This is a genomic window from Methanobrevibacter sp. YE315 (assembly GCF_001548675.1).
Lineage (GTDB): Archaea > Methanobacteriota > Methanobacteria > Methanobacteriales > Methanobacteriaceae > Methanocatella.
Map to the genome: position 1 here is coordinate 740,404 of NZ_CP010834.1, position 14,337 is coordinate 754,740.

Consider the following 14,337-nt stretch of genomic DNA (forward strand, 5'->3'; position numbering starts at 1 on the left):
TTTTTGCGTGATTATATGTGTCTTCTTTTTAATTTACTTGTGCCTCATGGTAGAGAAGCTACTTTCATAAGTTCATATGGAGGAATTATTATATACATATGATTGACACAATATTAATTAACATTATTTACATTGGTGGGGCATCATGGAAAAAAATAAAATTATAATTATAGCATTAATTGCAGTTATCATTGCTCTTTTGGTTGGAATAGTTGCAATGATGCCAAATACGAATAAACAAGATACAAAATTAATATTTGAAGGCAATTCCACAATTGCTGAAGGTGATTCAATTAAAATTAAGTTAATTGACAATAATGGAGCAGAATTATCCAATAAAGAAGTTAATATAACAGTCACTGATGAAACAAAAACAAGCGATTACCATTCAGTTGTTACAGATGAAAAAGGAGTTGGAACTTTAAAATTAGATAAAAGTGCTGGAAATTATACTATTGCTGCTAATTATGGAGGTAATGAAAATTATAATGGATGTAATGCAACTAAAAAGATAACAATTGAAGGAAAAGTTGTTGAGGAACAGGCATCACAACAATCAACACAATCAACACAATCATCAAGTTCATCATCATCATCTAAATATAGTATAGATAATTTACCTCCAAGTAATGATCCATATCCTGAGACTAGGAGGTATCAGGAAGGTGATTATGTAATTCAGGAATATGAAGATGGTTACGCAAGTGTTGTTGATTTAAGAACTGGTGAAAGAACAAGTGGTGGATTTAGATAATTAAAAGTTGATAATATTGAATAAAAACATAATCATGATTTCCGTTATATTCGGAATCATCATTTCCTATTTTTTATACCTAAAGTTACTTGCATAAATATTAATTTCAGCTATATTATATTTATGGTCATTATTGAAAAATTAATTTAATTCATTGTTTCTTTAATAATATTAATTTGCTTTTGTGTCGATGATAATTTCATGCTTTTACATATATAAGTATTAATAAAAAAGAGAGAGTATGGGTGTTTAACTGACAAATTAAACACAAGTGTTTTCTTTTTTGAGGAAAATTATATTTTTTGCCAGATTTTTTTCCTACGACTTGTATCATATTAGATGGTACATTTTCTATTGAACGGCGATGAAAACTATTCAATCGTCTAAAATTTTTAGGAATAATATAACAATCATAACTGATGAAAAAGACGACAGTTTAATTTAAGATATTAATATTAAACAGTTAATCCTTCAGATTGATTTTTGATAAAATTATTTTACAAATTTTCAGTTTTATTAAAAAATAAAATTTTTAAAATTTTTTTTTAATAGCATGATGGAAATCAAATAGAATTTTGTCATACTCATTATCTTTTGTCATTTTTATTTAGAAAATAGATATATTTTTTAAAAAATATTCATTTTTATAATAATGAAAAAAATATACAAACACATATAAATTTATTTTAAAAATAATTATAATTAAATAAAATAAAAAATATGTTGGTTATTATCTAAAAAAATATTAAAATTTATATACAATAAAAATAAATTAATAATTGTAAATAATAATGTTATTTACCTAAATGGGAGCAATCCTATAATTTAGTTAATAAAAAATTCTAGGGAATTAAAATGAGATTTAAAAAAACATATGTGCTGGCAATGGTGTTGATGTTTTTGTTAACATTATCCTGTGCATATGCTGATGAAAATCAATCAGCGGATACTACCTTGTTATCTAGCTCTGCAACCGAAGATGACGTAGTATTATCTTCAACAATAGATGGGGATGAATCAAATCCTATGTTGGGCTCATTTGAGATGAATTACGAGGATCTGGTTGTTAAGGATATAAACTTTTCGGGAAATTCCACACATTTGGAGTTTGAAGCCTTCAGTCAAGATGGTTTGGACATGTCTGCATTCGCCATGTCAATCATTCCTGGCGTTGACTCTTCAAAACTTGATTTGACTATGTTCATCCCTAAAGTTTCATATACTAACAACAATGGTACAGAGTTCGTATTTGAAAACCTTGATTTGTCTATCGCACCTAGCTCAGATCCATCAGCTCTTGACTTCAAAGTCCTTATGGATAATCTACAACTATTGACTCAGAATAGTTATGTATACCTCGAGGGCCTTGACATGTTTTTCAAATCATATCCTGAAGTGAATGGCGTTAACTTAGCTATTGCCTTTTCCGAATTGATGTATGGCGACACTGATGAGAAACTTCTATACATGGGCGATTTGGATTTGGATATGAAATTGGGTCTGGATGGAAAAAGTATTGATTTGGCTATACTTTTACCTACCTTAAAACTCATAACAGGAAACAATAGGGTTGATGTAAGTGATTTGGATTTATCTATTTTATTGCCGGATTTAAAATTAGCAAATCTTGATTTGTCAGTCATCATGTCAGATTTCAAATACACTAATTTAGATGACGTTAGTTTAAATTTGACTGATTTGGACTTGTCACTTGAGCCGATTTTAGATTCAACTGACTTCAAGGCAATTGTCCGCGGGTCTACTTTTAACTTTACTGGTTTAAATTCCAGTGATTTTCAGTTCCCAGGTTTCAATATTTCTGGTTTAAACTTTGAAAACATTACTACTGGCTTGGACTTGTCTAGTGTTGACTTATCTGGTATTGTATCCATTTTAGATGTTTCAAATATGGACTTATCCAGCCTTGTCTCCTATTTGAGTTCAGGATTTGATATTACCACTTACACTGATAATACGCCGGGTAAATATCAAAGCTCTTTAGACTTTAACGCTATTGATCTTTCTAGTACAGGTTTATCAGGTTTGAATATTTCAGGTTTAGATTTGGGTAGCCTATTTACAAACATGAACTATTCAAGTTTAAGCTCAAGCGTGTTGAATTTAACAGGATTATTTGATTCATTAGGCATCAATATATCTGATTTTGGTATAGACATGTCAGGTTATGATTTATCTGCAATCAACATTTCAGATATCTCATCCATATTAAGCGATTCTAACTTTAACATGTCTGCAATTACATCTAAGTTAAACTTATCCAGTCTTGACTTAGGTGGTCTTGATATATCAGGAATGATATCCAGTTTTAATTTATCCAGCTTAGATATATCCGGCATTTTGGGCATGTTTAATATTACTGATTTTGATTTGTCTGAATTTATGAAAGGTTTTGACTTGGAAAAATTACTAAACTTGTTCCGAAAGCAAAACACCACTCCAGACTCCAATCAAACAGTCCCATCTGCTCCAAGCAGTTATAAACCAGTCAAATATGCATACCGCAATGTAGCTCCAAAAACATATACTGTTACACGCGTATCTGACCATCAAATAATCTGCAAATCAAAATTCTTTATTCTTGATCACTTAAACAAACTGTTTAATATGACATTCATCAACATCCACATAAAAGTGTATATTGATGGAGAGTTAGTATTTGATGGCAATACAACTGATGATTTAACACAAGTAATATTTGAAATCATAGACAAATACCTTGGAGAACATGAGATAACAGTGGAATTAACAGATAGTGAAAACAAAACAAAAACATATAAAGAAAAAATAATAGTGGAATGATATCCATTATTATTTATTATTTTTTTTGAATTTAATTAAGAAAAGTTCGCAATTATATAAGATTTTTCCATGCATCCGAAGTATCCTACAAAGATTCCTGCGAAAAATACTGAAAACACTATAGTCAGTATTAGGTATGTTGCAAAATCAATTGTTTCATTAGCAGCGAAAGACATCCCGAAAAGGGGTCCCTGAACAAGAACAATCCCAATAACAATTATTGGAGCTTGCCTTCGTTATTGTTGATGTTTGGCAGAATCAAATTGTTATTTATAATTATAAGAATTAATAAAAAGAGAGAGTATGGGTGTTTAACTGACAAATTAAACACCAGTGTTTTTGAGGAAAATTATATTTTTTTGGCAGATTTAAATTTTCCAACGACTTGTATCAAATTAGAGAAATTGTGAAAAATCTAATTTAACACGAATTCTAAATTTTGAGAGTGTATCATTATTTGACTAATAATGTGAGAGTGTTTTAGGTTTACCTAAATTTCAACTCTATTACATACTTTGTCGTCATACTATATAAAGCTTTCCATTTTTTTAGGTTAACCTAAACTTTCATAATCTTCAAAAGAAATCCACAAAAATTGCGATTAGAAAATGTTTATCTTGCAAAATTATTCAAAAACCTAAAAAAATTATATGCTGCAAAAATATAATTTTAATTAGAGGGATTATTATCAACTTTTCACAAACAAGACTAACATTAATAGTAGCGGCGACAGCACAGTTGATTATGCAGTTGATTGCTAATATGACTGTTGTTGCACTGCCTGAAATAGCTTTAAGTTTAAATTTTCCAGCAGACATTCTTTTGTGGATAAATCTGATGTATCTAATGAGTTTTGTAGCTTTCAGCTTGCCTTTTGCTAAAATCATTTCTCAATATGGGGTTAAAAGATGCATTAAGTTAAGTCTTCTTTTACTCTTGATTTCCGTTTTAATATCAGTATTTTCAATAAATGGTATCATGTTCCTTTTATCCAGATTAATTCAGGGTTTCACTTCCGCATCACTGGCTATCAGCTTATATGTTATGATAGTGGAAGAATTTGATGATAATGAATTAGGTTCTGCATTGGGTATAGTTTCATCAGCAGGATACGTTGGAATGTTAATCGCCCCGTCATTTATGGGTTTTGTAATCTACTTGCTTAATTGGGAATTGGCATTTTTGATATTGATTCCGATAATAGCCATATTATTGATATTGTTAAATAAAATCGACTATGAATGGATTACCGAAAAAAGGCCTATCGACAATAAAGGTTCACTGATATATATTCTTCTGATGATTCTGTTTTCTTATGGTATGACAACACTGGATGATATCGGAATTATCTTTTTGGTAATCTGTCTGATCTTTTTGGTAATATTCATTAAAGTTGAAAGAAGTGTCCCTGAGCCGATATTCAATTTCAAATTGGTTAGAAACGTAAAGTATGTCATTGGAAATTATGCCGCTATGGCAACATATTTCACTACAACAATCACCATTACAGCATTATCCCTTCATCTGCAGTATGTTCTAGACATTGAGGAATATATTGTGGGGATGGTTCTTATTATAGCGCCTATTATAATGATAGGGATGTCCGGTTTTTCAGGAAGGCTTTCAAACAGGATAGACCCAAGACTGATATCAGGTGTTGCAATGATGTTTTTATGCATCTCATCAATCATATTTTTCTTCCTTGATTTCATACCGTTCAATTTCATTCTTGTTGCATGTGCCCTGCAGGGTGCCGGTAACGGACTGTTCTCGGCTCCAAACAACAAATATGTTTTGACCCTTGTGGAAGAAAGGGATTTGCCCGATGCCAGTTCAGTTTTATCAACCAGTAAGGAATTCGGTAAAATTTTAAGTGCGGGGATTTTCACATTGATATTGGCAGTGTTCATTGGAAATAATGACCTGGGGCCTGAACATCTTGACCCTTTATTAATCCAATCAACTAACGTTATGATGTTCATATGCATATTAGTGACCTTTTCCGCTACAGTTTTACTCTTTTACAGCAAATACAAATATGACCATGACCCTAACGAAGAGGTTGTAAGATTTTTCAAGAGTATTGCACCGAAATGGGCTAAAAAAAGAATGGACGACCAGTACGAGGACTGATTTTTAATCATATGTTATATCTGTTTTTTAAAAAAAGTTTGTAGGAAACTCTTATGAGTTTTCCTAAATTAATTTTTGAATTTCTTCACGAACGATTTTGTTAACCATACCGCCGTCAGCTTTTCCCTTAAGCTGTTTCATGCACATTCCCATTAAAGGACCCATAGCTCCCATTTGACGCTCTTTAACCATTCCCTCATTGTTCGCTACAATTTCAGCAATGATTTTAGCAACATCATCTTCGCTGAGCATGGTAAGGTTGTTTTTCTCGGCGATTTCAGAAATCTCCATATCCGGAGCCTTAATTGTTTCAACCGCCAATTTGCGCACGCTGTCTTTTGCAATCTTGCCTTCAGCCAAAAGGGTGAATATTCCTTTATAATGGTCTAGAGTTAGCACATCAACGTCATAACCTTCCCTTTTGATTTCACGAAGGTCATATGCAAGAAGTGACGCTACAGGTGTTGCATCCACGTCAACACTAGCCAAAATGTCTTCGAACATGTCTGCCTCTTGTCTTTTGACAAGCTGTGTTGCCAAATCTTCACTTAATTTGTATTCCTCAATTATTCTGGCCTGCTTTACGTCTGGAAGTTCAGGAAGGTTGTTTGCGATAGGTTCGATTCTGTCTGATGTAATCTTAAATAATGGAATGTCTGTTTCAAGATACATCCTGTTTGCTGTTGGAAGAGGTCTCATGTATTCGGTGTTTCCGTCATCCAATGCTTTACGGGTTTCTTCAACAACGCCGTCCAAACCGAGTTCAGCTCTTCTTTTGACTTCCTCCAGTGCGGATACCGCAATGTCCTCATCATGTGCGACGATAATGAATGCATCCTCATCGCTGATGTTAAGGAAATCGTTTACTCTGTCAACTTCTTTCTGGGTTATTCCGTAAGCCGGCAATTCGTCGGAGTGGAAAATGCCTGATACTCCACGCTTTTTGGCATAGCTTGCAATTTCTGTACCGAATCTTCTTCCAGGCTGCACTTCACGGCCAATTAGACCATCATAACCTTTCAAAACAACTGCCTTAATTGTTTCGGCGGATTTCAAGATTTTGGATTCGGTATCTTCAAATAATTCATCCAATGTGTGAATTTCATCTAAGACTTCAGCGTTTCTGGCGTTAAGCTCTTTTTTAATGTCAATTAATGCCAATTGTCTTTCAACTTCACGGTTTACGATTTCAGCCATTAAATCCAAGTCTTGAACACCCTTGATTTCCACACGAGCACCTTCGGCAATGGATATGTTCAAGTCTTGCCTGATTGTACCGAGGCCCCTTTTAACGTTGGTGCTTCTTAAGATTTGACCGAGCATATATGCTACTTCACGGACCTGATCGGGATGATGCATTGAAGGGTCGGTTGTAATTTCAGCTAATGGAATACCTAATCTGTCTAATCTGAATTCGGTAAATCCGTCTTTGGTTTCAATTCTTCTTGCAGCATCTTCTTCAAGACCAAGGCTTTCAATGATAACTTTTCCGTAAGGTGTGTCCAGGTATCCGTCAGTTGCAACCATACCTGTTCTCTGGAAACCTCCGGTGTTACTTCCATCAATAACCTGTTTTCTCATTGTATGGAATTCATCAACAATGTGCATGTTCATCAAGCATGCAATGGTAATGCAGATGTCAAGCGCTTCTTCATTTAAGCTGTGAGGTGGTTCATCATCGTTTTCAACAAGGCAGGTGTGCCTTTCGAAGTTTTCATATTTGAAGTTCAATCCTCTTAAGGATTCCTGAAGCGCGGCCCTGTCGATTTCTCCAAGCTCAGATTGTGTTGGCCTTAATTTTCTTTGAATCAATTCATCAAAATCATCATCAACAAGTTCTGTCTTACATGGACAGAACAATTTATGCTCACTGTTTAGCTGTTGGTGAATTTCAAGTCCCATTTTTAATCCTAATTTTTCATAATCCATTGTAACCACCTAGTTTAAGAAATCCTTGATTGAAGATTTCTGTCCGAATTCACCTGCAATGTTTGTTTGCATAATCTCTTTTACTTTGTCGTAATCATCGCTTTGACCTAATGCCCAGCATAATTTTACATATGTGGTTTCAGGGGTCATGTCAATACCTGAAATCACGCCGGCATCGAGAATGTTACGTCCTGTTGAGTAAACGTTCATGTTAACTCTGCCGTAAAGGCATTGTGAAGTCATAATAACAGGGATGTTTTCATCTTTTGCTCTTTTAAATGAGTCAATCAGGTCATTTGGAACATGTCCAAGACCGGTTCCTTCAATTACAAGGCCTTTGTAGCCCTTATCAATATGATATTCAATGTAGTCTTTTGAGATGCCGGGGAAGCTTTTGATAAATCCTACTTGGGATTCGATAGAGCAATTCAATTCAAGTTCATTTTCCCCTCTTTTAGTGTAGTCATATTCGGGATTGATGTTGACTTGCTTGTTTTGGATTTTAGCTATTGGTTGTGCGTTAATGCTTCTGAAGGTATCTCTTCTTGAAGTATGCATTTTCCTGACCTTTGTTCCTTTGTGCAGGTAGGTGTATTCGTCGTTTAAACTACCATGCATACAGACACATACTTCTGCAAGATCTGACTTTGCAGCTATTACAGAATCAATCAGGTTAATGTTGGCGTCACTTGAAGGCCTGTCTGAACTTCTTTGAGCACCGGTAAGAATAATAGGAACAGGTGTCTTTAACATGAAACTTAATGCAGCCGCAGTATAATGCATTGTATCGGTACCGTGAGCTATTACAACACCATCTGCACCGCTGGAAATGTCGTTAGCTATCTCTTCTGCAGCCTTAACCCAGTATTCAGGTTTCATATCTTCACTTAAAATGTTATATAACGCTTTAACGTTATAATTGGCATAGTCCAATAATTCAGGGTTTGCCTTTACAAGGTCTGATGCTGTAAATTTAGGATGTACTGCTCCAGTTCTGTAATCAATAACGGAGGATACTGTACCGCCTGTTGAAACGATTGAAATGTTCTGTTTTGTTTCATCATGTGGAATTTCAGTTTCCCCGAATCCTATTTTAGGCTTTTCACCCTTTTCAATGAGTTCTGCGGTAGTATCTTCAATAGCCACGCCGATATTGTAACCGCTTGATAATTTGATTACAAGATATCCATCATCAGCATCTTCTGGCCTATCAAGCAAAATACCTGTATAGGAGATGTCTTCCTTGTTGACTTTAATGGTATCTCCAATACCTAAACCATAATTTTCCATATAATTTTTAGCATTTTCTTTATAAGTCATCAAATCACACTATGAATTGTTTTTTAGCCATTCCGCTCCGGCTTCCAGCACTTCAATGTTTACATCAATCACCTTAGGTTTGGATGCAAACATTTCACGAATAGCATTTTCATAAGATTCACGTTTTAATGCATCAGTCAATTCAGTCAATGCACCTAAAAGTGCGGTGTTTGCTGTTTTTGCATTTCCATGCTCTTCAGCAATGTCTACACAAGGCATTGCAATGACTTTGATGTCTCTTTCTGTTTCGAATTCACCGATTTTTGAATCGTAAAGTATTACTCCACCATCCTTAACGTCCTGTGAGAACTGTTCTAAAGACGGTTTGTTTAAGGCAATAAGAATATCAATGTCATCAACGACAGGTGTTCCAATGGTTTCATTGGATATTACTACAGAACAATTTGATTTTCCTCCCCTCTGTTCCGGTCCGTAGCTCGGATACCATGAAACATGTTTTCCTTCAGCACAGGCTGCCTGAGCTATTGTAAGGCCAGCACTCAATACTCCCTGACCTCCGAATCCTGAAACCTTGATGCTTGTCGGCTTAATGGTTTCATCATCAACATATCCTGAATCGCCGTCTCTTGAAACATTAAATATTTTATCCAGGGATTCTGTTGAAAAGTCACTTTTCGGTCTTATGACAGGTTCTTTGGTGTATAAGTTGTTTCTGAAGTTTTTGACCGGGAATTCTTTTTCCATTTGTTCTTCGATGAATTTTTGAGCACTTGCCACATCTTGTTTTAAGTTAGTAGGGCAAGGTGATAATATTTCAACAAATGAATATCCTTTTCCTTCTTTTTGAACTGTCAATGCCTGTTTGATCGCGAATTTTGCAAGTCTGATTTTTAATGGATTTGCAAGGGAAACCCTTTCGATGTAGACAGGAGCTTTTAATGTATTGATCAACTCACACATGTGGGTAGGGTGTCCTGTATAGTTAGGGTCTCTTCCGGTTTGACAAGTGACTGTCTTTTCACCGATTAATGTTGTAGGAGCCATTTGTCCGCCTGTCATTCCGTAAACGGTATTGTTCACGAAAAATACTGCAATTTTTTCTCCTCTGTTTGCAGCCTGAAGGGTTTCGTTTAAACCGATGGAAGCTAAATCCCCATCTCCCTGATAGCTCATAACGATTGCATTGTCTTCAGCTCTTGAAATACCTGTAGCTACTGCAGGCGCTCTTCCGTGAGCAGTTTGGAAGTTTCCGCAGTTGAAGTAGAAATATGCGTACACTGAACATCCTACAGGGGATATCATTACGCATCTGTCTTGGATTCCAAGTTCATCCATACATTCGGCAATTAATTTGTGTATGATTCCATGTCCACAACCTGCACAGTAGTGAGTAGATTGGATATTGGTTCCTTTTCTAGGATACTCTTCCAAAAGGGATTGTGGATTTCTACGTACTTGTAATTCATAATCTTTATTTAATTCTTTTTCACTCATTTTTCCACATCCTCTAATCAATTATATTCGGGCTGGCTTTTTCCTCACTTCTTCTGGACAAGTCTATGTCTTCATCTTCGAATCCTGCTATTTCATAAATCTTTGCAAGAATCTGTTTCAATTCAATTAGGTTTCCACCCATTCTGTTGACTAAATGAGTATCCTCTTTTCTTAAAGCTGCAAATTGTACATCTGACAATAACTGGCCGTTACTCATTTCAACTGAGATGAAGCTGACGCCTTTGTCTGACAATTCTTTTATCTTGTCAACTGGGAAAGGTGATAATGTAATAGGTCTTAAAAGCCCGACCTTTATACCATTTTCACGGGCTTTGTCAACGGCGGATCTTGCGATTCTGCTGCTGATACCATATGAAACCAAAACGATTTCAGCATCTTCAACTTGGTACTCTTCATAGACAACCTCTTCAGCTTCGATTTTAGCATATTTTTCCTGAAGCTTGTAGTTGAAATCCTCCAAGTCATTGAAGTCGTTAAAGATTGAAGTGATAAGATTTTCCATAGTGTCCTTGTTCCCCTTAACTGCCCAAGGCTTGTCGTTTTTTGGCTCAATAGCTTCTTCTGGGAAAACTAACGGTTCAGCCATTTGGCCTAAGGTACCATCTGCCAAAACGACTACAGGATTTCTCCATTTGTCTGCAAGTTCGAATGCCTTCATTGTCAAGTCACACATTTCCTGAACGCTGTTTGGAGCTAAAACTATGTTTTTATAGTTTCCGTGACCTCCACCTTTAACAATCTGGTTGTAGTCCCCTTGTTCAGGTCCGATATTTCCAAGTCCCGGTCCTGCTCTCATAATATCAACGATTACGGCAGGAAGTTCTGCGCCCGCAAGGAATGTGAATCCTTCTTGCATTAAGCTGATACCAGGTCCTGATGAGGAAGTCATTACTCTGTGGCCGGTACCTGATGCACCGTAAACCATATTGATTGATGCTTCTTCACTTTCAGCCTGCACAAAGTTTCTTCCAACCATTGGGAAGTATTTTGATGCTTCGTGTAGAATTTCACTTGCAGGAGTAATTGGGTATCCAAAGAAACAATCACAACCAGCATACATTGCACCAATGATAACTGCAGTATTTCCTTTTACCATTTGATTACTCATTTAATTTCCCCCTTGATTAGCTTTGGCTTTAATCATTTTTGCAACTGAATCGTCAACGATTTTTTTATATTGATGTACTTCTAATGCTAATGGTTCTGGACAGGTAAAGTAACAGTCTTTGCATCCTGTACAGCCATTTCCACTATAATAAGCAAATTGATATCCTGCGTTGTTCATGTCTTGTGAAAGTAATATTGCATTTTGAGGACATCCGACTATACATCTCATACAGCCTTTGCAAATCTCTTTATTGATAACTGGATAAGATATTTCTTCTGTCATTATATCATCTATTTTTGGTCTTTTTCTCTTATTTCAACTCTCCTTGTTTTACCGCTGATGGTTTCAGGAATTTCGTCTGTGTATTCAACCATTCTTGGGTATTTATAAGGAGCTGTAACTCTTTTCACATGATTTTGAATGTCTTTAGTTAATGAATCTGATGGTTCAAAGCCAGGCTGTAAAATAATTGTTGCTTTTACGATTTGACCTCTTACTTCATCAGGATAAGCGGTAATAGCACAATGTGCAACTGCTTCGTGTGATAGGACTGCACTTTCTACTTCGTACGGTCCAATACGATAACCTGAAGATTTGATGATGTCATCGTTTCTTCCGACGAAGTGGACGTATCCGTCTTCATCAACCCAGGCGGTGTCTCCACAATGGTAATATCCGTCGTGGATTTGTTTTTTGTATTTTTCATCGTCATTTACATAATCTTTGAATAATCCTGGATTTGGTCCGTCATTCATTTTGAAACATAGTTCCCCTTCATCACCAATTTCCACTCTGTTGTCGTTTTCATCCAACAATTCCAAATCGAATAGTGGGGAAGGTTTACCGATGGAAGCAACTTTTGCATCTAGCCAGATGAATGTTCCAATGGATAGTGTTGTTTCAGTTTGACCGAATCCTTCTTTAATTCTTAAACCTGAAAGGTCATAGAATCTTTCAGACACTTCTGGAGGAAGCGGTTCGCCAGCAGTTGTAACGTATTTTAAGTTTGAAAGGTCATAGCCTTCGATATTTTCTTTGATGATAAATCTGTAAATTGTAGGTGGTGCACAGAATGTATCCACTTTATATTTGATGATTTTTTCAAGCAATTTGATTCCGTTGAACCTGTCATAATCGTAAATGAATATGGATGTTCCTGCAATCCATTGACCATAGAGGTTTCCCCATACCGCTTTTCCCCAACCGGTATCTGCAGCTGTATGGTGGATTCCGTCTTCAACAACATTATGCCAGTATTTTGCAGTTGGGATATGTCCTAATGAGTAGGTATGCTTATGTGAAACCATTTTTGGAGGGCCGCTGGTTCCTGAAGTGAAATAGATTAAGAAAACTTCTTCCGCATAGGTCTTGTCTTCGCCGGTTGGCCTTTCAAATTCCGGGCTTTCTTCCATGATTGCCTTATTGAAGTTGATCCAGCCGTCCCTGTCGGTTTCGATAACCAGTTTTATCAAATCGATTCCTAATGATTTTTCAGCTGCTTCATAATCAGGAAGCAATGAATCCTCTTCTACGGATACTACCATCTTAACTTCAGCTTCCTTTATTCTGAAATCAATATCATGAAGTTTCAGCATGTGTGTTCCAGGAATTGGTATTGCCCCAATCTTGTGCAATGCAATCATACAGAACCAGAATTCGTATCTGTTTTTAAGGGTTAGCATTACGCGGTCGCCTTTAACGATTCCTAATCTTTTAAATAGGTTGGCGGCTCTGTTGGAATATTCCTTCATTTCCTTAAATGTGAAGGTATGCTCTTCATCATCGTCATTGACCCAAATCAATGCTATTTTATCAGGGTCTATTTCAGCATATTTATCGACCACATCAAATCCGAAATTGTAGTCATCATCATATTTTAATTTAAAGTTTTCAAAAAAGTCTTCATATGAGTTGAAGTCAACTCTCTCTAAAAAATCTCCGATTACTGCTGTCATTAAAATTACTCCTTTGTAAATGTTATATGATTACTGCTAAGAATTTAGCGGGTTTGTCGTTTAGTGCTACCATTGCATGTCTGTGTGTTGAATCAAAGAAGATGCAGTCTCCTTCATTTAACACGATTTCGTTGTTGTGTATATAAATTTTTAAGGAACCTTCAAGAACATAGTTGAATTCCTGACCAGGGTGTGAATTAAGTGAAGGAACAGGATTTTTTTCAGGGTCCACTACAACAAGGAATGTTTCTGCTTTTTTATTAATGAAATTTGAACATAAGTTTTCATGAGTATATTCTTTTCTTCTGTCTACTGAAATTCCTTTGTTTGCACGAGTAATATCAAAAATACTCATTCTGCTTTCTTCACCAGTTAATAATAAGCCTAAATCAACTTTAAAAATATGTGCAAGTTCATATAAGAAGCTTGCCGGAATGTCTGCTTCAGCATTTTCATATTGGATGTAGGTTTCTTCTGTAATGTTTAGCTCTTGTGAAATTTCTTTAATAGTAATGTCGGATAGTTCTCTCAATTCTCTAATTCTGTTTCCAATATCTTTGTTGTATTGATTCATTAATAAACACCTAATTTTTTTTAATTGATTATGATATTATAATTATTATATATATTATAACATATAGTAGATTTGAATTTAAAATTATATAAAGCTTATTAAAAATCATGATAATTCGTTACAAATTGTTCTTTTTTTAAAAAAAGTATTGTGAAATTCGCAGCTGTCATCTGCAAGTCTTAATACTGTATGTCTTCATATTGGATGTCCAATCAGCATATAATCATTGAAAAATATTGAATATAAAAGGAAGTGTGTTAATCATGTT

At 35.3% G+C, this 14,337-nt stretch carries 12 protein-coding genes; 3 read left to right on the plus strand and 9 right to left on the minus strand.

The genetic code is table 11. The features are described from left to right. Nucleotides 1-145 precede the first annotated feature (145 nt). Both TL18_RS03345 and TL18_RS03350 read left to right on the plus strand, forming a co-directional pair. Nucleotides 146-754, plus strand: a complete 609-nt coding sequence (locus TL18_RS03345) for an Ig-like domain-containing protein (RefSeq protein WP_067041296.1) — start codon at nt 146-148, stop codon at nt 752-754. Nucleotides 755-1,609: 855 nt separating this feature from the next. Then, nucleotides 1,610-3,574 (plus strand): hypothetical protein, encoded by a 1,965-nt coding sequence (locus TL18_RS03350; RefSeq protein ID WP_067041299.1) that lies wholly within the window; start codon nt 1,610-1,612, stop codon nt 3,572-3,574. 35 nt (nt 3,575-3,609) lie between these two features. On the opposite strand, the gene TL18_RS10935 is transcribed toward TL18_RS03350, so the two are convergent. Both TL18_RS10935 and TL18_RS11190 read right to left on the minus strand, forming a co-directional pair. Then, on the minus strand, nt 3,610-3,750 hold the full coding sequence (locus TL18_RS10935; RefSeq protein WP_156064547.1) for a hypothetical protein: 141 nt from the start codon (nt 3,748-3,750) through the stop codon (nt 3,610-3,612). A gap of 453 nt (nt 3,751-4,203) precedes the next feature. Then, entirely contained in the window at nt 4,204-4,461 is a 258-nt protein-coding gene (locus TL18_RS11190) for a hypothetical protein (RefSeq protein ID WP_067041302.1), read from the minus strand. Between TL18_RS11190 and TL18_RS03360 the strand changes: the two genes are divergently transcribed. Further along, nucleotides 4,361-5,707, plus strand: a complete 1,347-nt coding sequence (locus tag TL18_RS03360) for an MFS transporter (protein ID WP_231483697.1) — start codon at nt 4,361-4,363, stop codon at nt 5,705-5,707. The genes TL18_RS11190 and TL18_RS03360 overlap by 101 nt on opposite strands. A 63-nt stretch (nt 5,708-5,770) precedes the next feature. Here TL18_RS03360 and gatE read toward each other — a convergent pair whose 3' ends face one another. Genes gatE through TL18_RS03395 form a run of 7 tightly spaced genes read right to left on the minus strand, consistent with a single transcriptional unit; the run spans nt 5,771 to nt 14,069 of the window. Next, complete coding sequence (gene gatE, locus TL18_RS03365) at nt 5,771-7,636, minus strand: Glu-tRNA(Gln) amidotransferase subunit GatE (RefSeq protein WP_067041308.1); 1,866 nt, start codon at nt 7,634-7,636, stop codon at nt 5,771-5,773. Nucleotides 7,637-7,645: 9 nt separating this feature from the next. Further along, nucleotides 7,646-8,956 carry a Glu-tRNA(Gln) amidotransferase subunit GatD gene (gene gatD, locus TL18_RS03370; protein ID WP_067041311.1) on the minus strand — a complete coding sequence of 437 codons (1,311 nt, stop codon included), beginning with the start codon at nt 8,954-8,956 and terminating at the stop codon, nt 7,646-7,648. A gap of 9 nt (nt 8,957-8,965) precedes the next feature. Continuing rightward, nucleotides 8,966-10,411, minus strand: a complete 1,446-nt coding sequence (locus TL18_RS03375; protein WP_067041314.1) for a 2-oxoacid:acceptor oxidoreductase family protein — start codon at nt 10,409-10,411, stop codon at nt 8,966-8,968. Between the two features lie 13 nt (nt 10,412-10,424). Then, nucleotides 10,425-11,540 carry a 3-methyl-2-oxobutanoate dehydrogenase subunit VorB gene (locus TL18_RS03380; protein WP_067041317.1) on the minus strand — a complete coding sequence of 372 codons (1,116 nt, stop codon included), beginning with the start codon at nt 11,538-11,540 and terminating at the stop codon, nt 10,425-10,427. Beyond that, nucleotides 11,541-11,822, minus strand: coding sequence for a 4Fe-4S dicluster domain-containing protein (locus tag TL18_RS03385; protein WP_067041320.1), 282 nt, complete (start codon nt 11,820-11,822; stop codon nt 11,541-11,543). Between the two features lie 8 nt (nt 11,823-11,830). Beyond that, nucleotides 11,831-13,495 (minus strand): AMP-binding protein, encoded by a 1,665-nt coding sequence (locus tag TL18_RS03390; protein WP_067041324.1) that lies wholly within the window; start codon nt 13,493-13,495, stop codon nt 11,831-11,833. 22 nt (nt 13,496-13,517) lie between these two features. Beyond that, a complete protein-coding gene (locus tag TL18_RS03395) occupies nt 13,518-14,069 on the minus strand; it encodes a helix-turn-helix domain-containing protein (RefSeq protein ID WP_067041326.1) in 552 nt (183 codons plus the stop codon). Nucleotides 14,070-14,337: the final 268 nt, after the last annotated feature.

Coding starts and splice junctions, on each gene's coding strand:
- gatE (WP_067041308.1), bottom strand. CDS start 7,636: ATGGATTATGAAAAATTAGGATTAAAAATGGGACTTGAAATTCACCAA.
- TL18_RS03350 (WP_067041299.1), top strand. CDS start 1,610: ATGAGATTTAAAAAAACATATGTGCTGGCAATGGTGTTGATGTTTTTG.
- TL18_RS10935 (WP_156064547.1), bottom strand. CDS start 3,750: ATGTCTTTCGCTGCTAATGAAACAATTGATTTTGCAACATACCTAATA.
- TL18_RS03380 (WP_067041317.1), bottom strand. CDS start 11,540: ATGAGTAATCAAATGGTAAAAGGAAATACTGCAGTTATCATTGGTGCA.
- TL18_RS03345 (WP_067041296.1), top strand. CDS start 146: ATGGAAAAAAATAAAATTATAATTATAGCATTAATTGCAGTTATCATT.
- TL18_RS03390 (WP_067041324.1), bottom strand. CDS start 13,495: ATGACAGCAGTAATCGGAGATTTTTTAGAGAGAGTTGACTTCAACTCA.
- TL18_RS03395 (WP_067041326.1), bottom strand. CDS start 14,069: ATGAATCAATACAACAAAGATATTGGAAACAGAATTAGAGAATTGAGA.
- TL18_RS03375 (WP_067041314.1), bottom strand. CDS start 10,411: ATGAGTGAAAAAGAATTAAATAAAGATTATGAATTACAAGTACGTAGA.
- TL18_RS11190 (WP_067041302.1), bottom strand. CDS start 4,461: ATGATTTTAGCAAAAGGCAAGCTGAAAGCTACAAAACTCATTAGATAC.
- gatD (WP_067041311.1), bottom strand. CDS start 8,956: ATGACTTATAAAGAAAATGCTAAAAATTATATGGAAAATTATGGTTTA.
- TL18_RS03385 (WP_067041320.1), bottom strand. CDS start 11,822: ATGACAGAAGAAATATCTTATCCAGTTATCAATAAAGAGATTTGCAAA.